Consider the following 23,218-nt stretch of genomic DNA (forward strand, 5'->3'; position numbering starts at 1 on the left):
TTTCGACGCCTTCCCTTTCTCGCGGCATGACACCACTTGTGGTGGCGTGTTTTCGAGTACGACGCGCTGCCGCAATGCTCACGCGTTGTGTCAGCTCGTGTTTCGCCAGCACGCATTGTCCAGTTCGTCCATCACATTCCGTGGTGAGGCGCTCATTTACCAACAGTTCGCCGCGAGGGCTTTGCATCGCGACGGACGCTACCGGTCCGCCAGGACCAAGAAGGAGTCTCTGTTATGAAGAAGAACCAGAAGAACATCACCGGCATCAACGCGCCCAAGTGGACGTCTCTGACGCCCAAGCAGGTCGCTCGCCTCAACGCCGTCAACGCCGAGTACAACCGGGAGCTGGCCGAGAACCTGCCCCAGTACCCGGACACCGACGAGTCGACCCTGACCGACATCCTCCTCGGCGCCACCAGCCCGCTCGCCGCCCTCGGCGGTCACGAGGCGATCAAGGCGCTGGGCTGGTCCGACCACCAGCTCGACATCACCCTCGACGACCTCGAGGACTACCGCGGCGGCCGCCGGCGCAACCGTGGCAACCGTGGCGGCAACCAGCAGCGCAGCCGTGGCGGCAACCGTGGCGGTGGCAACAAGGGTGGCGGTCGTCCCGGCGGCGGCACGCTGCTCAACCCGGCTCTCGTCCTGGCCTCGGTCAAGGCGAAGGTCGCCTCGCTCGGTCTCAAGCCGGTCGGCATGACCGGTAAGGTCATCCACGGCGCCCAGAACTTCGAGATGCTGACCCTGAACAAGGCGAAGTGGTTCATGGACTCCTACAAGGAGTACATCCCCCTCGCCCACGCCTGGATCTGCGTCGAGATCGGCAAGGACGGGCTCGAGGAGGTCGCGCGCCAGACCGGCTACACCGCCTACTGCTCGTCTGACAACAGCCGTGGCAACCAGGCGGTCGGCATCCTCGTGCACCCGCGTCTGAAGGTGCTCGGCACGCGCACCATCGATGAGGTGGCGAACGTGCAGGGCGTCAACGACCTGCGCCCGGTGCTCGTCGTCGATGTCGAGGACACCTCCCCCGACGCCGACCCCAACGACAAGCGCTTCTCCATCGCGGCCGTGCACCTCAAGTCGATGCGCGGTGGCGTGCAGACGACGGCTGCGGTGCGGTATCAGCAGTGCCAGATCATCGCCAACAAGCTGACCGGCAAGGTCATCATCGGCGGCGACTGGAACATGATCCTGCCCAACGTCAACGACTACGCGCCGCTCAAGCAGGCCGGCTACCTGCTGGTCGACCCGGGCGACAGCCGCAACACCCACATCATGGGCTCGCGGCTGGACGCCTTCTTCACGCTGGCGTTCGCGTCGGTGCTGAAGGGGGTCAAGCTCATGGACTGGTTCTCGGACCCGGCCATCGGGCGCGGTCTCACCGACCACGCGGCCATCGCCGTCTGACCGTCCGAGAGCTCAGGCTCTCGCTCCGGTCATCACCCGGCGACTCAGGCTGAGTTGCCGGAACACTGTTCGGCACTCTGGCGCCACGCAAGTGGCGTCAGAGTCTGCCGGGCAGTTTTTCCCTCGAGGAAAGCTAAGACCTTTCCCGTTTTGTTTGACCAATTTCAAAAACAGTTCAGCCAAGGCTGAGCTACTGGAGAAAATTACTATGTCTGCAGATCGCATTACCTACGACAAGAAGGGCAAGTTCTTCGTTTTCAACGGGCAGTACGGTTACGACGGCTCGGTCGTCGTCGACCGCGGAGTGGCCTTCGTTCAGGAGCCCTTCGATTCCAAGGCCAAGTACCACCGGCTCACGGCCAGGGTGGTCGGGCAGGTCATCGCCGCTGCCCTCATGGGTGGCACGACCAGGGTGCAGTTCGACAGCGTCACGCTCAGCGTCAATTACCTGACGCAGATGCTCGGCTTCGTCGGCAAGCACGGCTGGTTCAGCGACCTGCTCTCGTCGACCGAAGACCACGCCTTCGACCCGAACCACCCCACCCCGGGAGGGTTCGTCGGCGAAGCCCAGCGCCTCCAGAAGGAAGCCGCTTCGCTCGAGCAGTACGCTCGTCAGGCACGCATCGCTCATCGCGACGACGAGGCTAAGCAAGCCGAGTCGCAGGCGGCTGAGCTCCGTGCCACGGCGCGTCGTCTGCTCACCCAGCAGTAAAAGCGGGCGGCTTTCGAACCGCCAGCACCACCGCTAACGTGAACCGTTCAGCGGCGTCTCCGGACGGAGAGTCAGGCTTGCTTAGCAAACAAGCCTGGCTGTCCGCCTTTCTCTTCTCTGAGCGGCGATGGTCGTCGCTCTAACACAAGGGCTTCAGGTTGGCGTTTCGCCTGCCTGATTTTCAGCGGTAAGACCGCAGGAAAAGGACTTTATGACAGCTCAATTTCGTGCCGTTCTGGTTGGTGATCTGAAGAATCTTCGTGCCATGGTCGAGCCCCAGTTCGGTGCCGACGACATCAGGCTCATTCACGTGCTTCGTCCCCTGGCGGCGCTGCTCGTGCAAGACAACGCCCTCGACGAGGCCGTGGTTTTGCAGCGGCGCATCTACAACCTCTGCCTCAAGTTCAAGGGCAACCCCAACTTGCCCAGCCTGAGCGAAGCCAGGAAGTCTCTCGCGGCCTCGCTTCAGTCGCTCGGGCGGTACGACGAGGCGCTGCCTCTGTTGCAGTTGTGCATCGCTGAAGATGGTGACGAGAGTGCGACCAGCACACTCGTGGACTGCCTGCAGGGTCTCGGTCGCTTCCAGGAAGCGATTTCCCTCTGCGAGCAGAAGGTGTCGCAAGCCGCACAGCTGGACGCAAGCAAGTCCGGCACGGCTCAGCTCAGCTGGCTGCTCAATCTGAGCCGCTGCTACAGCCGCCAGGATGACTACGCCAGGGCAGCCGAGGTGATCGAGCGCACGATTCCGCTCATGGCCGCGCGCGCTGAGGTGTTGTGCATTCCGCAACTGGACATGCTTGCCGAGCTGTATCGCAAGGCGGGCAATCTGGCCGAACACGACCGCGTGCGCGCCAAGCGTCGCGAGATCGCCGATCGCTGCAACTACTAACGACCGACCGTTCCTAGCACCGTGAATGGTGCGGCAGGGCTAGCGCCCTGCTTTTTTAGACTGTAAATACTATAACGTATCATAAAAAGAAAACGGCTAAAGTTTAGGATGCAGACCATATTGCTACAACCGAAATCACGTCGAGCAGCTATGATCATAATGGCGCTCGATTATTGCTTTCTTTGCCCGAAGGCATCGGCAGGTGATCATGACCAAACAGGATTTGGAATCCCGAGGCCCAGGGCCAGTGCCTTCGCACGCTAATCAGTTCGACAATCTGCGCAAAATCATCCACCACCACTTCGAGCTCTATTCGAGAGAGGGTAAACTTTGCGACGAAGAACTGCTGTCGGTGTTGAACGTGAAAGCAGCCGAGATGATGGCCAGCCGTGAAGTTTTGTCCACTGAACAATATGCAGATATGCTCTACAGCCTGGCTTTGCTCAACTACGAATCTGCTAACTACGAACACGCAGCTCGGCTGGCAGATGGCGCCTTGAAAATTCGCGAGGAAGCACGCGGTCCCAACTCCGATTTGCTCCTCGACTTCGAACTGCTGGTTCTTTCTTACAATAATCGCGGTCGCTTCGGTGAAGCAGAAAGCGCGGCCGATAGCTGGCTGCGCCTGGCAGAAGATGAGTTTGGCGTAGATAACCCCTATATCGGAAAAGTGACTTTCTGCCTGGCGCAGATTTATCGCAAACAGGGACGTAAGCTCGAAGCTGAACAAATGTTCCTGCGCTCCCTGGCAATTTATGCAAAGACAAACACGCTGGACAGTGCCGATGCATCAGTGACTCGCACTGCTTACGGCGACTTTCTCCGGCTGACAGGCCGAGCAGAAGAAGCAAAGCAGATCGAAAAAAATTACTGAGTTGAGACCAATCGTTGTCAAATCGCCCACTGCCAATTCCAGTGGGTTACTATTTGATCTGCCCTTAACGATGGATGTTTTTATGCGGAAAACCCAGGTGCTGTTGAGCACTCTTCTGACCATGTCTGTGACCTGTGCAGCTTCTTACTCGAAGGTAGAGGCAACACAACCGCCTGTGGCCGTCAAACTTTTCGATAATCTCAGTCGCACTGATTTCGGCACAGATATGCATGGCGAGAAAATTGATCTGTTTACCCTGACCAACGCCAACGGCATGGTCGCTAAAGTTATGACTTATGGTGCCACGTTGACTGAGCTGCGCGTTCCCGATAAACGCCGCAAATCAGTCGACATAGTTCTCGGCTTTGACTCACTGCGCCCGTACGAAGAACAATCATCCTATTTCGGCGCCACAATAGGACGTTATGCAAACCGTATTTCTGGAGCGAAATTCGCTATCGACGGCAAAGACTATTTTCTTGCTCCTAATAGTTCACATAATACCTTACATGGTGGCATTCGCGGATTCGACAAACGCCTGTGGCAGGCTGAGCCTTTGCACGAAAATGGCATCGCTGCTGTTAAATTCACGTATGTGAGCAAAGATATGGAAGAGGGTTTTCCAGGAAACTTAACTGCAACAGTTACTTATTCGCTTAATAACGAGAATGAATTGAAGATTGTTTATACAGCTTCTACGGACAAGCCCACACCGATTAATCTCACTAATCATGCTTATTTTGACCTGGCCGGCGCCGGTTTTGAATCGGTGTTGAAACATCAGTTGCGCATAAATGCCGACTCGTACACACCCGTGAACAAAGAACTTATCCCTACAGGCACCATTGAACCTGTAAAAGGCACACCGTTTGATTTTACAGAGCCCAGAGAAATCGGCAAAGACATAGAAAAAGTTTCCGGCGGCTACGACCACAACTTTGTCTTGCGGGGGCAGAAAGGAGAGCTGAGAGAAGCGGCAGTCGTCGTCGAGCCCATTAGCGGACGCACCTTAACGATGCTCACGACAGAACCGGGAGTGCAGTTCTATTCTGGAAATTTTTTGGATGGCACCATACGCGGTATAGGTGGTGTTTATTCAAAACACTGGGGCTTTACTCTGGAAGCCCAACACTACCCTGATTCAGTACATCACAGCGATTGGCCAAACACAATTTTGCAACCTGGTCAGTCGTACACTCAAACCACTGTCTACAGATTTAGCCAGGGTGTCAGCCACGCAAATTGGCTTCATAATTGAACCGGATAATTCACCCAAATTGGCTTCACAACTAACGGATCGCCCCGCATTGATTGCACTAAACTGAACGGGAATTCGGGCCCGAGACTGGGGTGTACCTCTCTCAAATTCATTTACTCATTTCATGTTAAGCAAAAAACGCAGACTTCGCATGTTCTGGAAAGCCTTTGTTGATGCGTGTTTCCAGTGATCGGTAAGTCTGGAAAGGCTGATGTAATAGAACTTTACTTAACATTAGGTCTGGGCGTTGGTAGCTTTACCCTCGCCGGCAGTTTTGGCGCAGATCTCTTGAAGTTCGCATCAGCACACGCTAGCCAATAATAATTTCTTCGTTTTTTTGGCCATCGCGGCCACTCTCCAGCATCATGCGCGATACCACTCAGCGATCAGGGCGAAGAAATTTAGTACCGTTTTGCGCCAGACCATTGAATCAATAGGCCTGGCGCAACTCTGCTCAGGTCCGCTAGGAATCAGGGTTTCCTCAATGTTTCCTTTATTATTCCAGTCAAAGATCGGCGGCGTATATTCCTTGTGTATATAAGAACGTTGAGTAGCGCGAGCCGCGCCAGAAAATGATTTGAGGCTGTGGTCGGGGTTTGGGCCAAATGTCATTAGTTATTAGAGAGTAGATCACTATTGGCTCTTGAGTTTCGTGCTTGAGAACCAATAGCTTTTTCATGTTCTCTGTTTTCCAGTTCCAAGCAAACCTCCCTTATTGCTCTAATCAGTAGTTTTTCAACGTTCCACACCCCACCGCACATCGGTGAGAGTGAGCACGTCTTCTGCCTTTGTGCGCTTGTTGTGCTGCCGCATGAACACTGGCTCACATGAAGAGCAACTTTTTTCCGGACTGCGCTGCACAGTCTCGCAGTCTCTGCCAGGAGTTACAAAATGACACGGACAAAAACGATTCGCAACAATCGTGGACGGAAGAAGTTGCGCATCGGACTCTCGATGGGCACCTTCAATCCCATTCATCTCTGGCACATGCAGGTCGCGCAATGTGCCTGGGATCAGTTTGACCTCGACTTCGTTTACTTCATCCCCAACGGTGACCCGCCGCATAAAAGCGACGTCGCTCCCAAGGAGATTCGCTTCCGCATGGTTCGGGCTGCATGCCAGGGCGTCAAGCACTTCGTGCCCAGTCGCATCGAGATCGACCGGCCCGGCAAGTCTTATACGGTCGACACGCTGCGTGCGCTTCGGGCGCTGCATGGCGATGACGTCGAATTCTTCCTGATCATCGGGCTCGACAACGTCGAACCGATTAATCACTGGATGGAAGTCGACGAAATCTTCAAGCTCTGCCAGCTTCTCGTGGCGCCGCGCGACGCTGCCATTGCAGACCGCGACATCGTCGCTCGGGTGCTGCCTGCCGGGGCTCGCTTCGGCATTATTGACTGCCCGGGCGGCGGCATCTCAAGCACGATCATCCGCAACTGGATCAAGGCTGGTCGCGCTCGTTCAGCCGACTACCTTTTCCCCAACGTCAAAGTCCGCAACATCGCCGTGCGGCACAGGCTCTATCGCTGACCCTGACTGCGCACCACCAGTGGTGTGCAAGAAAGATGAGGACCAATCTATGACACAGCCAAAGAAAAGTGGTGTCGCTGCATCTCAGATGAGAAAGCGCCGCCGCAAGCTCTCTTCCGCTCCGCGCTCCATCCTCGACAACGACCTCTACAAGTTCTCGATGGGCAATGCGGTGCTGCAACGTTATCCGAACATTCGGGTGGCCTACAAGTTCACCGACCGACGCTGCAAGGGCAACTGGACGCCCGAAGCCCTCGCGGTGCTGCAGCGCCGCATCAACGAAATGGCCAGGCTGAAGCTGACCGCCGAAGAGCGTGCTTACTGCGTGGTGGCGCTGCCCTGGATCAACCGCGCCTTCTGGGATTTCCTCGCCAACTACCGCTACGATCCATCCGAGGTGTCGGTTTCGCTCGATGCGAGCAACAACCTCAAGCTCGACATTCGCGGGCTCTGGTGCCGCACCATTTTCTGGGAAGTGCCTCTCCTGGCGCTGATCTCAGAGGTCTACTACGAATACATCGACACGAACTGGAGCGAGGACGGCCAGGTCGAGAAGATGGAAGGCAAGGCGCAACGCCTCTTCGACGCCGGCGTCGCCTGGGGCGACTTCGGCACCCGCCGCCGCCGTCACTTCGCTGCGCAGGAGCGCGTCGTCGCTATCGGCAAGAAGTACGCCAACTTCACGGGCACAAGCAACGTCTACCTGGCCATGAAGCACGGCGTCAAGGCGCTGGGCACCATGGCTCATGAGTGGGTGATGGGTCACGCTGCCCTGGTTTCGCTCAAGCACGCCAATCGGGCTGCACTCGTTGCCTGGAAAGAGGTCTACGGAGGCAACCTGGGCACCGCGCTGCCCGATACTTACGGCACCGACGCCTTCCTGCGTGACTTCGACGGCGAGCTGGCCAGGCTCTATGACTCGGTGCGCCATGACTCGGGCGACCCCTACGCCTGGTACGAGAAGCTCGTCGCTCACTACATTTCGCTCAGCGTCGACTGGAGAACCAAGCCGGCCGGATTCACCGACGGCAACACCGATACCAGCGCCATCGAGATCAACGGCTACGTCAGGGGCCGCGGCGGCAAATGCTGGTTCGGTATCGGCACGTCGATGAGCAACGACTACGGTGATGAGAGCCCGGCTGTCGCGATCGTGATCAAGCTCTACGAGGTGATCGACCAGCACGGCATCGTCACGAAGGTCGTGAAGATCTCCGACAACCCCGAGAAGGCAGGTGGCGACCACGATGCCTTGCGTGTTGCCAAATACACGCATCTGGGCATTCCGCTCGACGCCGCAGCCTGAGCGCACTTCTCGACCATGTTGCCTGAGGCACAGCGTCTCAGGCAGCTAACACGAAGCCCGGAGCAACGCCAGTTACTCCAGGCAACCGATTCGCAGCCTCTGTTCTGAACTTCTCAGGACAGACTTGTTCTAACGCCAACTTACCTTGGCACGGGAGACCTTGATATGCAAAAAGTGATCATCTTGACCTCGGGCGGCTCTGTCGCAGTCGCTGCCCGACTTCTGGCCAAAGCCGGCACCGTCAGTGGTGAGGTGAAGGCGGAAGCGTTTCCCGATGGAGAAATCCATCATCAACTCGAAACCGCAGTCGACAACAGCGAAGTCGTCGTCTGCGGCAACTTCGATTTCACCGAGCCTGACCAGACCATGGAGCTCTTCGATGTCGGCTCCCTGGCGGCAGATGAAGGCGCCATCGGGCTGACTTTGATTACGCCCGAAGACCGCCGCAACGACAAGCACACGCGCTTCTTCAGGCGGGTGCAGGCGCGCATGCTCTCCGCAATCCCCGAGACACCACTCGGGAACCGAGTCTTGCCTGTCGACGAGCAGACCATGTCCATGCCCGTCTATCGCAAGCCGGCTCTGCGCCGCCGCCCCAACAAGCGCGCTGCTTCCGGGGCCGCCATCGACCTCTTCGAGTATCGTGGCGCCCCCGTACTCTTCGCCACGAAGAGCTACGGCTATATGCTCGCCGATTTCCTCAAGTTGCACGATTTCCAGCCTGGCGACTGCCATCGCGAGGCTGGAACCGGTCTCGTTACAGGCGTCAGCGGCGTCGCCGGTCGTGATGTCGTCATCGTGGGCGGTACCATCGATCACGCCGAAACGATCGAACTCTACTTGCTGGCCAATGCCGTCTACGAGGCGGGCGCCGTCAGCATGACCATCGTCATTCCCTACTTCGGTTATTCGACGATGGAGCGCGGCAAGCCCGAGCTGCACGAGGCCGTCAAGGCCGCTTACCGGGCGCGCCTGATTTCCTCAATTCCCGCCTGCCCGCTCGGCAATCGGGTGGTCATGACCGACCTGCACTCCGAGGGCATCCCGCACTACTTCCATGGCGTGCGCACCACTCACGTCTACGCCATCAAGCGCATCATCATGGAGGCGCTGGGTGAACGACTGGGCGGACGCATCTGCACCACCGATGCCGGGCGCGGCAAGTGGGCTGAGTCGCTCGTCAAGGACATCAACAGGCTCCTCAAGGGGCGCGGCATCGCAGTCGACCAGTTCTGGCAGGCCGCCTTCGCTCTCAAGGACCGCAAGAGCGGCTCCGACACCGAATTGCTCGGTGTGCTCGGCGATGTCGCCGGGCTCGACATCGACCTCTTCGACGACATGATCCGCCGCGGCTCTACCGCCATCGAAGCCGGGGTCGGTTACCGCAGCGGCATTCCCGGCAAGGAAGGTACGGGCTGCCGCAAGATTCGCTTCTTTTCCTCGCACGGCGTGCTCCCCGGCAACGCCCTCGACCGTTTGCGCGGCGCAGTTGACCTGCAAGGCGAGCCTCTCTTCGACGAGGTGATCGTCACCGACAGCCATCCCAGCGCCGTGCGCCAGGCTGGTGATTTCCTCAAGGTGAAGTCCATCTCGTACATCCTTGTCGAGGAGGTGCTTCGCCTGCTTCGTCCCGGCGCCTGATCGCTGTTGCGACAGGTGCGTGTGATAAACCGGGCTCATCTGCCGTCACCGCATCTGGTGGCGGCAGGGGGCTCCTTCTCTGCTTCAGGAGAGTCATATGAAACTAATAAAGATGGCTGGGGCTGCCCTCAACCAGATTCCATTCGGCTGGGCAAACAACCAGCTCAATATCGAAAATGCCCTGGCCGACGCCAGAGCCGTGGGCGTCACCATTCTCGGTCTGCCCGAGCTGTGCATCACAGGCTACGGCTGTGAAGACGATTTCTTCCGCCCCGACTTGCGTGAGCGCGCCTGGCAGATGCTGCAAGCGCTCCTGCCGCTGACGCGGGGTATGGTCGTCTCGTTCGGGCTGCCCATCCTCCACAAGAACAAGATCTACAACTGCGTCGCTGTCGTGGTCGACGGCGCGATCGCCGGTTTCGTGGCCAAGAAAGCTCTGGCCAACGACGGCATCCATTACGAGGCGCGTCAGTTCGAAGCCTGGCCGGCCAACCTCGTCGAGCAGTTCGAGAAGGACGGCAAGGTCTACCAGATAGGCGACCTCTACTTCCGCATCGGCGACGTCGTGCTCGGCTTCGAGATCTGCGAAGGCGCCTGGACCGGCAAGCGTGACGGCGTCAACCTGGTCGGCAAGGCGGTCGATATCATCATCAACCCTTCGGCCAGTCACTTCAGCTTCGGCAAGGTGAAGACGCGTCAGCGCCTGGTTCTGGAAGGCTCCCGAGCCTTCGGCTGCACCTATCTTTTCGTCAACCTGCTCGGCAACGAGGCCGGTCGCGCCATCTATGACGGTGACGTGATTATCGCTCAGGCCGGTCAGCTTACCGCCTCCGGACCACGCTTCTCTTATCGAAACCATGTGCTCACCACGTCGGTTGTCGATATCGAGCACACGCGCATGATGCAGTCGCGCACCTGCAGCTTCAAGCCCGAAATCACGGGCGCTCAGGACAACCGCTGCATCGAAGTGCCCTTCGTCTTCCCCGAGCGCACGCCCGAGGCCAGGGTGGCGGTCGTTTTCGAACCCTGGGAGACCGGTGTTCGCGTCAAGGAAGAAGAGTTCTCGCGGGTGATTCCGCTTGGTCTCTTCGACTATCTGCGCAAGAGCATGTCCAACGGTTTCATGCTCTCACTGAGCGGTGGTGCCGATTCCACTGCTGTCGCCTGCCAGGTCAAGCTGATGGTCGACTTCGGCGTAGCCGACCTCGGTATGGACGGCTTCAAGGCGAAACTGGCTCACATCAAGGGTCTCGATAAGTGTGCGACCAGAAAGGAGCTGGTCAATCGCCTCATCGTCTGCGCTTATCAGGCCACCAAACAGAGCTCGCGCACGACCAGGACCGCTGCTCGCAAGGTGGCTGAAGCGGTCGGCGCGCGCTTCTTCTCGCTCAACATCGAGCCCATCGTGCGGCTCTACATCAAGCTCGCCGAGAAGGTGATTGGGCGACCGATGACCTGGGAGCAAGATGACATTCCGCTCCAGAACGTGCAGGCGCGCGTGCGTGCTCCGATGATCTGGCTGCTGGCCAACATCTTCGGCATGCTGCTTCTGTCGACCAGCAATCGCTCGGAAGGCGCGGTCGGTTATTGCACCATGGACGGTGACACCGCCGGTGGTCTCTCGCCTGTTGCCGGCATTGACAAGCTTTTCCTCAAGTGGTGGCTGCTCTGGCTGCAGAACGAGGGACCGGCCGCTGTTGGTCCTCTACCCGAGCTTATCTACGTCACCAAGCAGCAACCGACTGCTGAACTGCGTCCGCTCGAGCAGGCGCAGACCGACGAGAAAGACTTGATGCCCTACGACGTGCTCAATTCAATCGAAGAGGAGGCAATCGAAAACAACCGCTCGCCGCTCGAGTGCTACCAGATCATTCGGGTCGGCTACGCGCAGCACACGCCCCTGCAAATCAGCGACTGGGTGCAGAAGTTCTTCAGCAAGTGGAGCATCAACCAGTGGAAGCGCGAGCGTCTGGCGCCTGCGCTGCACTGCGACACTCGCAACCTCGACCCTCGCACCTGGCGCCGGTCGCCGATCCTCTCGGGTGGTTACCGCGATGAGCTGGTCAGCATGCGTGAGTATGCTCTCGCTGACCACGAGGCGCAGTCGCTGGCGTAACGCGAAGAATGCGCCGCAACTCGCGGGAACGTGTCAGAACGCGTCAGCAGGTGCGGGAAGACAATCCAGCGAATACAGATATACGTTTCGTTCTAGTTGAGTGTGCTCTCTGCCTGACGGCAGACGGCATATTCGGCTGTTCATCAACAGCTGCGTGGTTGCTCGAACCGCGCAGTTTCCGTCGGGACCTGGTCCCGCAAGAGGAGTTCCATATATGAGCAAGATCGTCAATCAGCACAAGCTGCAGCCCGGCAAGACTGCGCTTTTCAATGTGGACGGCACCAACGATTTCGCCGACTACAAGCGCACGCGCGCTCGCAACTTCAGCCGTCTGGCCGTGCCCGGTGGTCGGCGCATCGGCCCTGTGGTCGGTCGCATCCAGCGCTGGGGCAAGCGGTCGGGGAAGATCGATCTGCAGATCGGCATCCGCGACTCGCACAAGCCGAACATGTTCAACTTCGCCGAGCAGAACCCCGACAAGCGTCCGTACCTCGACAAGGTGGCAGACCGCGACGGCAGCTTCGTCTCGGTCTATCCCACTCACATGATCGAGGGCACCTGGGGCTGGGACTGGATCCGCGGCACGGAAGCAGCGCTCTTCGACGCCACCTTCCGCAAGGGCACGGAGGAGAACCGTGACGAGTTCTCCGGCGCCACCCAGGAGGTGATCGACTGGCTGCGCGCCAACGGCGTCACGCGCGTCGTGCTGGTCGGTCTGGTCAAGCGCATCTGCGTCGGTCTCACTGCCAACGCGCTCGCTCGCGCCGGCTTCGAGGTGGTGCTCGTCGAGGACGCCACCTGTGACCTGCCCATCCCTGACTGGCAGTCGGTGATCGACGACTTCCAGCAGACCGGCGTCATCACCGTCACCGAGAAGGAGCTCTACAAGACCCTGTAAGCGATCCCCTCGTCCTCTAAGAGCAGACCTCGATGGAACACACCATCCCCGGTGCATGGAGCGTACCCGTCCCGGGTGCCTCGCTCCATTCAGTCTGCTCAATCAAAATCAGCTGGGATAACGCGCCAGTTCTCTTGCGAAGAAAGCACTGGCGCCGTCCCCAGCAACGTCGGAAAACCCACCTCTGCCTGAGGTGGCGCAAGCACCAGATAAGGTGCGCAAAGGAGCATTAACATATGAACACGAATCACAAGATCGAATCGACCCTGACCGGCAAGTTCAGCGACATCATCGATTTCCTGACTGCAGAAGGGGCTGATGAGGCTGACCAGCTCGCACGGCGCGCTGTCGGCGTCATCATCTCTACCGACCGCCCCCAGACCGGTGAAGAGTCCGATACCGATCCGTTCGTCGCCAACATGCTCGCCTCCGCGGCTCTCGTTTCGATCAGCGAGAACCTCAAGCACTACCCGTTCGTCAGCAACTCGGCTGACTTCGACCAGTCCGCTCTGCTCAACCCGGGCGGCCTCGATGTGATCGAGTCTGCCCGCGAGCTTGTCGAGCGCGCCGAGACTCTGCTCGGCATGCAGCCGGAGCTGCCTGCTCGCGAGGCTTCCATCTCCGGTCTCGATACCGTTCCTGCCGCGCTCGTGGCAGTCGTCGACGACGTCATCTGCCGCCTCTTCGAGGAGACCGGGCAGCTTCCCGCTGCGGTTTTCGTGGTGGTCGTCGATGACGGAGCGCTTCTCGCTGCTGCCACCGGCGGCGATGCCGATACGACCGATGCCCGGGCTGATGTCGAGCCTGCCGCTACTTCGGCGGTGGCCGGCTAGGCGGGTTCTCATCCTTTCAGAGAAGGACCGCTGTCGCCATCTGGCGCGCGGTTCTTTTCAATTTGGAGTTGTCTCATGAAACTCAAGTATTCACTACTGGTGGTGTCACCACCCTCTCAAGGTGCCTCAGGTGATTTCAGCGTTGTCGCATGCAAAGACTTGATTGCCCTGTGCGAAAGCAAGGGCGTCCATGTCTCTGTGGGCAACGGACGGAAGCGTCTGCCGGCGCTCGGACGTGGTGGACCGCGTATCGTTTTCATCGCCGGTGCAGTTTCGCCGGGGCGCCTCCTCGACATCGTCGAGCGTCTGCACGCTCGGGGCATCAAGCCCATTGTCGTGGTCGATGCGCTTCAGGTCGATTCGCTCGACTGGCTGCACGTAGAGCTTTCGGTGCTGAACGAGAAATCGTTCCAACTCGCCCACGCCGGGGAGATTCCTTCCTTGCTCGGGCGCAACTGGAACGATTTGCACATGCACCGTTTCGCCAAAGCCGACAACACCTCGTCGGTGGCGGTTTTCCTCCAGGGCGGCAAGAAGATTCTCGCCATCAAGCGCAAACACAACCCTGACGCAGGCAAGTGGGCGCTTCCGGGCGGTTTTCTCAACTGCCAGCTGGAAACCCTGGAGGAATGCGGTGCACGCGAGGTCGGTGAAGAAACGAAAGTGCCGGTTTCGCCGGCCGAGTTGATTCTCGTCGACGTTCGCTCCAGCCCGCGCCGTGACTCGCGACAACACGTCGTCGATCACGGCTATGCCTGGTTCGTTCCGCCCGATCGTGAAGCTGAAGTCTATGCCAAGATGGAGGCTTCCGATGACGCAGAAGGTCTCGAGGTGCTGGATACCGACTGGCTTCTCGCGCAAGACATCGCCTTCGATCATCGCCTGATCATCGAACGCGCACTGGCGCTGTGTCATTGCGCGTAGTCTGATTCTCTCAGTCAGTGGGCGGTCCGGGCTAAGGCCGCTCACTGACTCAATCTTTGATTAGCTCGACTGACCGAGATAGAACAATGATCAAATTGGCTATCATCCTCATTATTGCCGCGGCGGCTCTGAGCTGCGCGGTCTTCGGACTCGTCGCTTACTCCGTCGTCATGGCTTGCATTGCCTGTTTCATGGCAGGCTTGACTGCGACGATCATCGGCGTGCTCGTCCTCACGAACAAGTTCCAGATGAACTATGAAGTGGCTGGGGTTCGCAGTTTCTGGAGCGGCATCGCTCTTATGGCTGTGGTCATCGGCGGCTGGACTGCCGGTCTCAATCTTTCCGACGGCGGATTATCTTCGAACTTCGTCGGCAACCTCTGGGACGTCTCGCTTCGCTGTGCTGTCGCCAGCTTTGTTGTCGCTGCCGCCACGCTGGCTGGCTGGGGCGTTCTCATCCTTCGCGCTCGCCGATCCCGGGGCTGATGCCCTTCTACGTTTGTTGCTATCGCATCGAACGCTAACCAGGAGCAACTAGAAAGCAAATGACCCAGAAAGTCACAACAGCAGACTGCAAGAAGGCACTGGCACAAGCATGGCCCACGGTCTTCGGCACTGACCTGCCCGACCAGGCCTCCAGGTGGAAGCGCATCTCCAAGCGCGGCAAGAAAGGCGAGCCGGTCGAGCGCGTCTTCTTCCACGAGACGCTGCCCGTGCAGGCGCTCGTCGTCGAGAAAGACGGCGTTATCGTCGACACGATCCTCCGCGGCTTCGCACGCTTCGACGCCCCGGAAGATTCGGCGACCGAGGCTGAGTTCGCCATGGCCGAACGCGCGGAAACCAATGCCGGCTTTGAGTTCCTCGGCAAGTATCCGCTCTTCCGCCCGTCTGACTTCCTCTTCAAGATGTGTTCGGAGGAAGAGGCGGCGCGTGACGGGCACACCTGGTACGAACTCTTCCCGACCACCGATTTCGGCCGGGGCGAGACGCACAACGATGAACAGATCGACTACCTGATCATGAGCCATCTGCCCGAGGGCGATGGCGAGGTCATGGAGGGCACCTTCGCCAGCCAGGGCACCGTCAGCGAATGCGAAGCGGCGCTGCGGGCGAAGGGTTTCATCTGTGCCGACGAATGGACGCCGACCTCGAAGAAGGGCGCCGGCGCCGAGACTGACGACTGAGAGGCAGGTAGCAGACTGGGCAACACCTTTCTGAGGCGTTGCTCAGCCCTGCCGCAACACAGAAGGAAAAGTCTAATGAGCTCTACATGGTCTTCGGTTTGACCGCGTGGGCGACCGGCACACGCTGAGTTCCGAAGCTCCGGGCTGTTTGCCGGGGTGCATTCATTCATAGAATGCGCCTCGGTAACCGGCTCGAAGTTTTGATGTTGAATTCTGCAAAGGTCTTATTGCTCTCCGCGATTATCAAAAAGACTGTTATTACTATTTGATATAGCACATGGTCGTGCAGTTCCACCTTTAGGATGACGGTGCTAGCGCCTTCGAAAATAATCAATCGGAGGGCCGATTGTCTCTGCTGGCCCGAAATTACTAGGTTGAAGACATCTTTCATTTCCTTTCCATTTTTTCGAGCCCAACCGTCGCGTCTACCCTTTCCAGTGCTTGTTTTAGCTGTTTTGAGCAACTTGTCAGAAGACAAGCGCTGGGTTTCGCTGTCCAATCTCTCAAGCAAACGAAGGAGAAAACCATGACTCTTCAATGCGATCGCTGCGCATACGTGCGCGAGCAACCTCAGACGACCTTCACGGTCGAGACTGCTTTCGGTCGTAAGGCCAATGCCTTGCAACCGCTCTTTTCCGTCGAACTGCTGGTGCTGACCAAGCAACAGCACACCATCTCCGCAGGTCCGTTCAGCCGCATGGACAAGGCGCTCGGAGGCGCCCTGACCGCGGCCATGGACAGGGAGGACTTCGGCGGCGCCCTCGGTGAGCATCTGCTCGTCGAGGTGCATGTGCCCGATCAGCCTCTCAAGCGCGTCTTGATTGTCGGTATGGGCAATCCCGGGGAGGGCATCCGACCCAATTTCTGCGGCATGTACCGTCTCGCCATCGACGTCGCCAATCAGCTCGGCTTCAAGAACCTCGGCATTCCCGTCTGGCCGGGGCGTCTGACCGCCGACTTCATGAACATCAAGGGCATGCTGGCTGTGCTTCACTGCCGCGCGGCGGAGCGCCTGCGCAGCACTGCCGAGCCGACCCTCAAGGAGATCAAGGTCTTCTGCACCGCCCAGGCTCGTCGGCATGTCGAGCAGGGGCTCGCGGTCGATCATCAGCTCTGCGTCGTCTGCCGCGACCCGCGCATCTGCTCCTGATCCGATTTCTTTCCAATCAGTCTTCCGGTTGATTAGCGCTGCTTGCAGATCAGCCGGAAGTCTGACTTCAACTCGAAAGAAGGTAACAAGTAAAGAGGAATAACGGTCATGACCGATACCACTCAAAATCAAGCAACGAAGCTTGTCGAGCAGAGGCAAGCTTTGCGCGAACAGCTTCAGGCGATTATTTCTCAGAGCCGTGTGCTGGCTGCATCCACTGCTTCTGAGGACCAGACCGGCATCGTCAGTCTGGTTCAAGACGTGCGCGATCTTGTCGCCGGTGTTGAGAGCATTTTCGACCAGTCGGGCACTTTCGATGCTGCTGAAAAGGCTCGTCGCACTCGGGCCGAAATGCGTCTCTCTGAGGAGATCTGTCAGCGGGTACTTTCGCTGAAGAGCAAACAGTGTGTGATTCCGGGCAACGGCGCAGATGAAGATCTGCACGTGGTCACAATCGCGCAGAAAGCTCGTGTGCAGGCTGCCGAGAACGCTCTGGCGCGAAACGTCTGCAGAATCAGCCGCGGTCAGCCCATCGACTCGGGCGACGAAGCCGATGCCGAGACGCTGAGGACGATGCTCATCTCCTACGCGCCGAACCAGGGCATTCTCAACATCGCCATCGACACCGGCGCCAGGACAACTGGTTGCAAGTGCGACACGGAAGCTCAGACCCGGCAGACTCTGACTTTTGCCATGCAGGTGGAGACCATCTGTCGCATGGTGGTTGACCTGCTCAACGCTGCTGGTTACTGAGTTGTTTGTTCCCCAGGGAGGCACTACTTGTGGTGCCTCCCTGGTGGGACTATTTGCAGTGATCTGGGTCAGCATGAATCGAAATGATGGAAAGTCTTTTTTTATCCACAACTATTCATGCATATAGTAGTAAATCGTTTTTTTAGTTGGACTGAGGCGGAAATTGTCTGGAGATAAGCTTTACCAGCCAACCTCTCTTTTCTTTTAAGTTCCCGTAAAGCCCAGCTGGCGAGGTGCTCGCGCTCTTTTAACGCGAAGATGACCGGCTGCTAATAGAAGCTCATGACTACGGCGGTAAAATCACTGCTGTTCAACCGGGACCATTGATTTGCAGCACCCGAGTCCGACTCGCCGATCTAAATTGAGCCTCTTCTTCGTTGCAGTGGCTGGCTTTGCTGTGATTAACGGACTCGTTGTTTGTGCTATGGGGCAGACTTCGATCAAGCTCACACGGGATGCAATATCGCAGCAGACTCAGCTGTGCCCGCTTTTCGGTAGCTGGACCTGGTGGATGGCAAAAGGTTTTCTTGATCAGAAGGTGCCACCAGATATAGTGCTTCTGGGCAGTTCCCAGATGAATTCAGCGGCCCGCGCTGGTGACGCTAAACTTTTGAATCATGCCGTTGACTGCGTGTCTCATCACGAAGTGTTCAGCCTGGAAACTGCTTTGGAGAAGGCTGGATTGCCGCGTAATAGCGTCGTTAACTGTTCTTTGGACGGTGCCATGGCGTCTGATTACTGGATGACCGCAAGAGCACTTCTGACCGACGAACACCGTCCTAAGATCGTCATCATTGGTGTTTCCCCTCGGGACTTTATAGACAATAAGCTGGTTTCAGCCAGCTCGACTGAACCGTTCCGTTTTTTCTCACGCTATGTGGATAGCGGTAAGCTCAGTCAACTTGCTTACCCTGATCCGATCGCGCGTGCCAATGCACAGTTGGAATGGGCGCTCAATTCACTGCCCACTCGTGCACTGCACTCTTCGATTGAGAGTTTGTTGAGTTCGAACCAGTGGCGCGGCAATAAGCCTCAAACGCAAGAAGTGTTAGGAATTGTCAGAGATTCTCAGATGATGGTCAAACCGGGCGAATTTATGGAGCCTGCAAAAACTGAAGGCGTTTGGGTCGACAATAGCCATGAATATATCAACAGATACAAGAACTCTTCGCCGCCTTGCTACCCGATCCAAATTTCCTTCTTCAAAGAATTTCTTGGTTTGATGCGCGATCAAAATGTCAGAGTGCTTGTTCTGGGAATGCCGACACTGGCTCAGAATCGCAATCTTCTCAGTGCTGATTTCTGGAGTTCATACCGAACTCAGATTTCTTCTATCTGTCGTGATTACAATGCTTCCTGGCTTGACGTCAGTGACAGTCCCGATTTCAATGTCAGTGATTTTATTGATACGGTGCACGTGAACAGCAAAGGTGGCGCAAAACTTTTCGCCATTATGGCTGAAAAACTGGGATCCGACGCCAATCTGTATAAGGCACTGGCGGCAAAAACTAATGCTGACCTGGCATATACCAGCAAATCCAAACTGCCGCAGTAACAACCAGGTTGAGCACGATAAGCGAAAGAAGGAGCGCCTTTCCGACTTTCAATCGGCTCAGACCGGCAATTATGAGCGCCAGAATGCAAAGTTCCGAAGGAAACAGATAGCGGCCATGAGGACCTGTGACATTGGTAATTGTTGCAGCCAGATTGGCCAGCAGGTTGCAGGATGGAAAAGCAGCAACCAGGAGCCAGACTAACCTGGTCTTTTTTCTGTCGAGCAGAGAATCAGTGCTCCCTTCCTCTGCGCCCCTTGATTCCGTGTCTTTCGCTCTAAAATTGCACCATCCTGCAAAAGCCGTGACCAGGTAGCCCAGGTAGACAAAGTAGATCGGTCGCCATAAGTAGCGATCCATGTAACCGAACAGCCCGACGTAATCGAAGAAAACATAGCGCCACCAGCCGATCTGGCTTGCTTTCGGCCAGGGGTGGACAACCTGTCCATTCTGACGCGGCAGGATGGTGATCCAGCTTTCGTACATCGTCTTCGTGCCCAGTACGTCGCCTTTGAACTCAAAGTAATTGTGGATGAAGAACCATCCACAAGCTGTCAGGAATGCGAACGCGAAAGCCGCAATTTGACTGAGAATTTGTGAGATCGTCAGGGTGTTCGCATAACCGGCCATAGCTATGCCGGTCAGCACCGCCGGTGCTACCGAGAGTCCGGTGTGTTTGCTCAGCCCTAGTATGCCGAAGAGCGCACCGATAAATGCCGCTCTGCCTGTGGAGAGTCCGTTCTTTATGCCTTTGACGAGCATGTAGATGATCACTGAGGCTAGAGCTGTGGCCATGGAGTCGTTGTTCGTGTAGCTGTTGACGAAGACCAGCTGAGGATGGAACACAACCAGCAAAGGCAGTGCCAGCGCCAGTTCTTGTCGGCGAGTAAATAATTCTTTGCCCAGCAATACCGCTACCCAGGGCACTACGGCTCCAACAAGGAGACTGCCAAGACGGGAGAATACCGGGGCCAGATTGTCCGGTACAAGGGCTGTTAGAAGTATTTGCGGGATGTATCCGAGCGGAGGCAGGGCACCGTATTCGGCGGCAGGTCCTGTGCTGTGCACTATGTCAAAAGTGGGCAAGCTCATGTGTCTTGCGATGTAGTGGACAACCCAGAAGTGGTTCGGCTCATCAGGCGCTTGTGTTATCGGCAGCGTCATCAGCCACGGTAGTCGCACAACAAAGTACATCAACAGGGAAAAGCAAACTGCTTGCGTCAGTTTGATGTCGAGAATCGGTTTGGTGCGCCCTGGGCTGGTGGTCGGCGCGCTTGTCATTGCCAGGGAGTCCTTGCTGCTTGGGCTGTTTTGATTGTCTGGATTATTCCATATTGGAGATGCGTTAGTCCCGGCTGCACTGAAATGTCAAAAGGACCCATGAAAGTGCTAAGGATCATGGAGCGCAGCCGTCCCGGCTGCACTGAAATGTCAAAAGGACCCATGAAAGTGCGAAGGATCATGGAGCGCAGCCGTCCCGGCTGCACCGAAATGTCAAAAGGACCCATGAAAGTGCGAAGGATCATGGAGCGCAGCCGTCCTGGCTGCACCGAAATGAAAAAAACACTCCAGAAATGACAAAAAAGAAAGTGAAATGTCAAAAAGAGGCGGAAAGTAGTTTCAGTCGAACTGTCCGGAAGAACGCAACCATGCGTCTTCCGGACGGGATTGTCACTGGATGCGACTCCTCGTCATCCATGTTATGCCTCGCCTATGCGCGTGTGTGTCAGCGCCACGCGCGTGCGTCGGTCAGCAGGCTTCGCGCCGCTGCTCTTGCAACTCGTCGATCTGCTCCACCAGCTGCAGCTGCTCCAGCCGCTTGCGCCGGGCGCGCCGCTCCTGCACGGTGCCGGAACCGTAGCCGCCCTTCTTGCCGGACTCGCCGCCGAAGCGGTTGCCGGTCTTCTTGATGCGCTTCTCGACGATGCCGTCGACGCCGCGGATGCTCTGACCGAGTTGCACGAAGAACGCCATGACCTTCTCTCCGAAATTGTGGATGGAACTACAAATTGACACTAGACCCTGTTTGCTGCCAGCTTAAGCGCCGAATGTCACTTGCCGGGTGTGAGGACCTCCCTCACAGGCAAATCGAAATCGTCGCCCGAGCTGAGCACCGAGATGACGACGTTGTGCACGCTGGACAGGGTGTTTTTGCCGCGTGCTTCAACGTTAGAGCGAAAGCCTTCGCCGCGCTTGAACAAGCGCACGTTGCCCTCGCCATAAACCTTTGCTTTGCCGTCGTGGATGTAGACTGCCGTGTCCTCATCCAGTCCGATGCCCAGATCTGCTGTCTCGATCAGCACGAGCGCAGCCATCAGTCTCGTGTCTCGCGATCGTTCGCCCACGTGCGTATCGATGACGACGTTGGGAACGAAGTTGAGACCGTCGATGATGTTGAGAGACTGGGCTTTGACGACATGTTCGTCCATGCCGCCGGCAATCATGCGTGGGGCTGCAATCATTGCGCCCGCGCTGCTGCCACCAATCAGCCCGTCGAAAGTGAGAAGCTGGCTCAGCATAGGCTCCTCCAGCAATCTCTTCAGGCGGGTCTGAGCGCCACCGCAGATATAGACTGCGGTAGTATCCTTCGGTAAGCCAGTCTTAGTGCCTGGCAGAATTACCGTCGTGTTTTTGACGCCCAATTCATTGAATGCGTTTTGCAGCTCGTCGCCCATCTTCGCGGGTTCCTCGGCGGCATGCGTGATGATGGCGATGTTGGCTTTGTCACCACCCGCCAGCTGCACGAAGTCGGCCAGCGTCGTTTTGGCGTTGCCGCCAATCAGAAAGAATGCCGCTTTGGGCGCGTTGCTCTGGTTCACCGCGGCTCGCGAATCTTGTCCGAAGACCGGAATGACGAGGGTTGCCGCAAGAACGAGAATCAACGGATGTAGTTTAGGCGACGACATGATGCTCTCCTTAGGTTGAGCTAGTGTAAAGGAAAAGAGAACAGAGCGCCGAGCGCTCAGTGCGAGGAACGGCGCGGAGTGCGCCACTTCCTCTTGATCACGGGAGCGACGTAGACTTTCGTCTTCCGTGAGTGTACGTTCTTGTACTTGTCGGTCTGTGACCAGGTGCGTTTGGCTTTGGTTTTCCGGCGCTTCGCATTTTGCGCTTGCGGAACGTCCGGCAGCTTGATTCCGTTCTTGCAGACATAACGGATTCCGCCGATCAGAAGGGCGAGAAGCAGAAGCGTAATCGTCACGAGCATCGTGCGTCCTGGGTACGAGGAACTTTGGCAGACTTCCTCACAACAACTTCGTTGTTCGGAGGTGTGCCGGAAATTGGAGAAAGAGTTTGCTTGTGGGCGATTTGAACGAGTCGGAAACGGTGGAAAGAGACGCCCTGAAGTTACTTTGCTACTAGTCAAGAAACAAGCGTGTTTTTAGAAATTGCAATGAAATCGTGCTAGCGCAGCGAGCATCGCCAGGCACAATTTAGACACAATTGGCTTCCACTCTGGTTCTCGGAGTTAGCGCAAAGGCGCTCGGTTGGTACTATAGGCGGTGCGCGGCACAGCACCAACTGTTGAGCTTGTAAAGATAAAATCCCGCGGTCAGGACTGTTGTAAAGCGCGTGTGCATTGACGATGAGAGTAGAATGTCTCCAAGAGCACTGAGACCCGCTACTAGTGATTGGAGAAATTTTGTGAAGCTAAATGTTCCTGCCTTTCTAGGTCTTGTCCTCATCAATGTGGCTTTCTCGAGCGCCGCCAGTGCATCTCAGCTCCGCTTGCCTGAGGAAATCGGTCGGGTCGAGGGACCTCGTGACCTGAATATATTCCAGGTCGAACCAACAATCATCAACGAAAGGTACTACACGAGCGGTCGTTCCGAGCGGCATCAGTTTGTCGGAAATGTGTTGCCTGCCGGAGCCGATATCCCGGATAACGATGCACCAATAGCCGCTGGCGTTCAACAAAAGCCGGCATCGACACCGGCTAAGACTGAATCAGTCAAAGAGACAAAATAGAGTCTTTCAATCAGTAAAGGCGTTTATCGAAATTTGCTGGCCTTTGCGAAATCCTCCGCGGGAACGATTTAGCGGCTGGTGATTGCCTGACCGCGTTTGATGCCGCGTCACTGTCGCCCGGCTACTAAATCGCTTCTGTGCACCGCATTGGCTGGAACTGAATCAGCATTTACCTTTCGTCTGTGTGGGAATAATTGATTCGGCGCTCGTTTCAAG

The 23,218-nt window shown here is 57.2% G+C and carries 21 protein-coding genes and 1 pseudogene; 18 read left to right on the forward strand and 4 right to left on the reverse strand.

The annotated features are described in order from the left end of the window. Window positions 1–507 precede the first annotated feature (507 nt). The 17 genes and pseudogenes from EKK48_09915 (at window position 508) to EKK48_09995 (ending at window position 19,035) form a co-directional block, all read left to right on the forward strand. A pseudogene (locus EKK48_09915) lies at window positions 508–606 on the forward strand (30S ribosomal protein S3). 1,012 nt (window positions 607–1,618) lie between these two features. After that, on the forward strand, window positions 1,619–2,122 hold the full coding sequence (locus tag EKK48_09920; protein ID RTL43200.1) for a hypothetical protein: 504 nt from the start codon (window positions 1,619–1,621) through the stop codon (window positions 2,120–2,122). A gap of 211 nt (window positions 2,123–2,333) precedes the next feature. Continuing rightward, on the forward strand, window positions 2,334–3,011 hold the full coding sequence (locus tag EKK48_09925) for a tetratricopeptide repeat protein (protein ID RTL43201.1): 678 nt from the start codon (window positions 2,334–2,336) through the stop codon (window positions 3,009–3,011). Between the two features lie 208 nt (window positions 3,012–3,219). After that, complete coding sequence (locus tag EKK48_09930; GenBank protein RTL43202.1) at window positions 3,220–3,885, forward strand: tetratricopeptide repeat protein; 666 nt, start codon at window positions 3,220–3,222, stop codon at window positions 3,883–3,885. Window positions 3,886–3,955: 70 nt separating this feature from the next. Further along, window positions 3,956–5,143 carry a galactose mutarotase gene (locus EKK48_09935; GenBank protein RTL43242.1) on the forward strand — a complete coding sequence of 396 codons (1,188 nt, stop codon included), beginning with the start codon at window positions 3,956–3,958 and terminating at the stop codon, window positions 5,141–5,143. 891 nt (window positions 5,144–6,034) lie between these two features. After that, the gene (gene nadD, locus EKK48_09940; protein ID RTL43203.1) at window positions 6,035–6,676 is read left to right on the forward strand and encodes a nicotinate (nicotinamide) nucleotide adenylyltransferase; all 642 of its coding nucleotides are present in this window, start codon (window positions 6,035–6,037) and stop codon (window positions 6,674–6,676) included. 49 nt (window positions 6,677–6,725) lie between these two features. Next, the gene (gene pncB, locus EKK48_09945; protein ID RTL43204.1) at window positions 6,726–7,982 is read left to right on the forward strand and encodes a nicotinate phosphoribosyltransferase; all 1,257 of its coding nucleotides are present in this window, start codon (window positions 6,726–6,728) and stop codon (window positions 7,980–7,982) included. A 165-nt stretch (window positions 7,983–8,147) separates the two neighbouring features. After that, window positions 8,148–9,623: a hypothetical protein gene (locus tag EKK48_09950; GenBank protein RTL43205.1), complete on the forward strand. Its 1,476-nt coding sequence runs from the start codon at window positions 8,148–8,150 to the stop codon at window positions 9,621–9,623. Window positions 9,624–9,720: 97 nt separating this feature from the next. Then, window positions 9,721–11,739: an NAD(+) synthase gene (nadE, locus tag EKK48_09955; protein ID RTL43206.1), complete on the forward strand. Its 2,019-nt coding sequence runs from the start codon at window positions 9,721–9,723 to the stop codon at window positions 11,737–11,739. 214 nt (window positions 11,740–11,953) lie between these two features. Continuing rightward, a complete protein-coding gene (locus EKK48_09960) occupies window positions 11,954–12,637 on the forward strand; it encodes an isochorismatase family protein (protein RTL43207.1) in 684 nt (227 codons plus the stop codon). A gap of 236 nt (window positions 12,638–12,873) precedes the next feature. Next, on the forward strand, window positions 12,874–13,470 hold the full coding sequence (locus EKK48_09965) for a hypothetical protein (protein RTL43208.1): 597 nt from the start codon (window positions 12,874–12,876) through the stop codon (window positions 13,468–13,470). Window positions 13,471–13,545: 75 nt separating this feature from the next. Next, window positions 13,546–14,394, forward strand: coding sequence for an NUDIX hydrolase (locus EKK48_09970; GenBank protein ID RTL43209.1), 849 nt, complete (start codon window positions 13,546–13,548; stop codon window positions 14,392–14,394). Between the two features lie 86 nt (window positions 14,395–14,480). Continuing rightward, a complete protein-coding gene (locus EKK48_09975; protein ID RTL43210.1) occupies window positions 14,481–14,879 on the forward strand; it encodes a hypothetical protein in 399 nt (132 codons plus the stop codon). Between the two features lie 59 nt (window positions 14,880–14,938). Beyond that, window positions 14,939–15,577 (forward strand): hypothetical protein, encoded by a 639-nt coding sequence (locus EKK48_09980; GenBank protein ID RTL43211.1) that lies wholly within the window; start codon window positions 14,939–14,941, stop codon window positions 15,575–15,577. A 526-nt stretch (window positions 15,578–16,103) separates the two neighbouring features. Beyond that, window positions 16,104–16,727, forward strand: a complete 624-nt coding sequence (locus tag EKK48_09985) for a hypothetical protein (GenBank protein RTL43212.1) — start codon at window positions 16,104–16,106, stop codon at window positions 16,725–16,727. A 108-nt stretch (window positions 16,728–16,835) separates the two neighbouring features. After that, window positions 16,836–17,480, forward strand: a complete 645-nt coding sequence (locus EKK48_09990; protein ID RTL43213.1) for a hypothetical protein — start codon at window positions 16,836–16,838, stop codon at window positions 17,478–17,480. Window positions 17,481–17,808: 328 nt separating this feature from the next. Next, entirely contained in the window at window positions 17,809–19,035 is a 1,227-nt protein-coding gene (locus EKK48_09995; protein RTL43214.1) for a DUF1574 domain-containing protein, read from the forward strand. Here EKK48_09995 and EKK48_10000 read toward each other — a convergent pair. From EKK48_10000 to EKK48_10015, 4 genes are all read right to left on the reverse strand, one after another. Continuing rightward, entirely contained in the window at window positions 18,989–20,314 is a 1,326-nt protein-coding gene (locus EKK48_10000) for a hypothetical protein (GenBank protein RTL43215.1), read from the reverse strand. The genes EKK48_09995 and EKK48_10000 overlap by 47 nt on opposite strands. A gap of 468 nt (window positions 20,315–20,782) precedes the next feature. After that, window positions 20,783–21,007 carry a hypothetical protein gene (locus EKK48_10005; GenBank protein ID RTL43216.1) on the reverse strand — a complete coding sequence of 75 codons (225 nt, stop codon included), beginning with the start codon at window positions 21,005–21,007 and terminating at the stop codon, window positions 20,783–20,785. A 77-nt stretch (window positions 21,008–21,084) separates the two neighbouring features. Then, window positions 21,085–21,939, reverse strand: coding sequence for a cyanophycinase (locus EKK48_10010; protein ID RTL43217.1), 855 nt, complete (start codon window positions 21,937–21,939; stop codon window positions 21,085–21,087). Between the two features lie 56 nt (window positions 21,940–21,995). Then, the gene (locus tag EKK48_10015; GenBank protein RTL43218.1) at window positions 21,996–22,241 is read right to left on the reverse strand and encodes a hypothetical protein; all 246 of its coding nucleotides are present in this window, start codon (window positions 22,239–22,241) and stop codon (window positions 21,996–21,998) included. A gap of 437 nt (window positions 22,242–22,678) precedes the next feature. Between EKK48_10015 and EKK48_10020 the strand changes: the two genes are divergently transcribed. Further along, window positions 22,679–23,002, forward strand: coding sequence for a hypothetical protein (locus EKK48_10020; GenBank protein RTL43219.1), 324 nt, complete (start codon window positions 22,679–22,681; stop codon window positions 23,000–23,002). The last annotated feature ends 216 nt before the right edge of the window (window positions 23,003–23,218 follow it).

It is taken from the genome of Candidatus Melainabacteria bacterium, from assembly GCA_003963305.1.
Taxonomy (GTDB): Bacteria; Cyanobacteriota; Vampirovibrionia; order Obscuribacterales; family Obscuribacteraceae; genus PALSA-1081.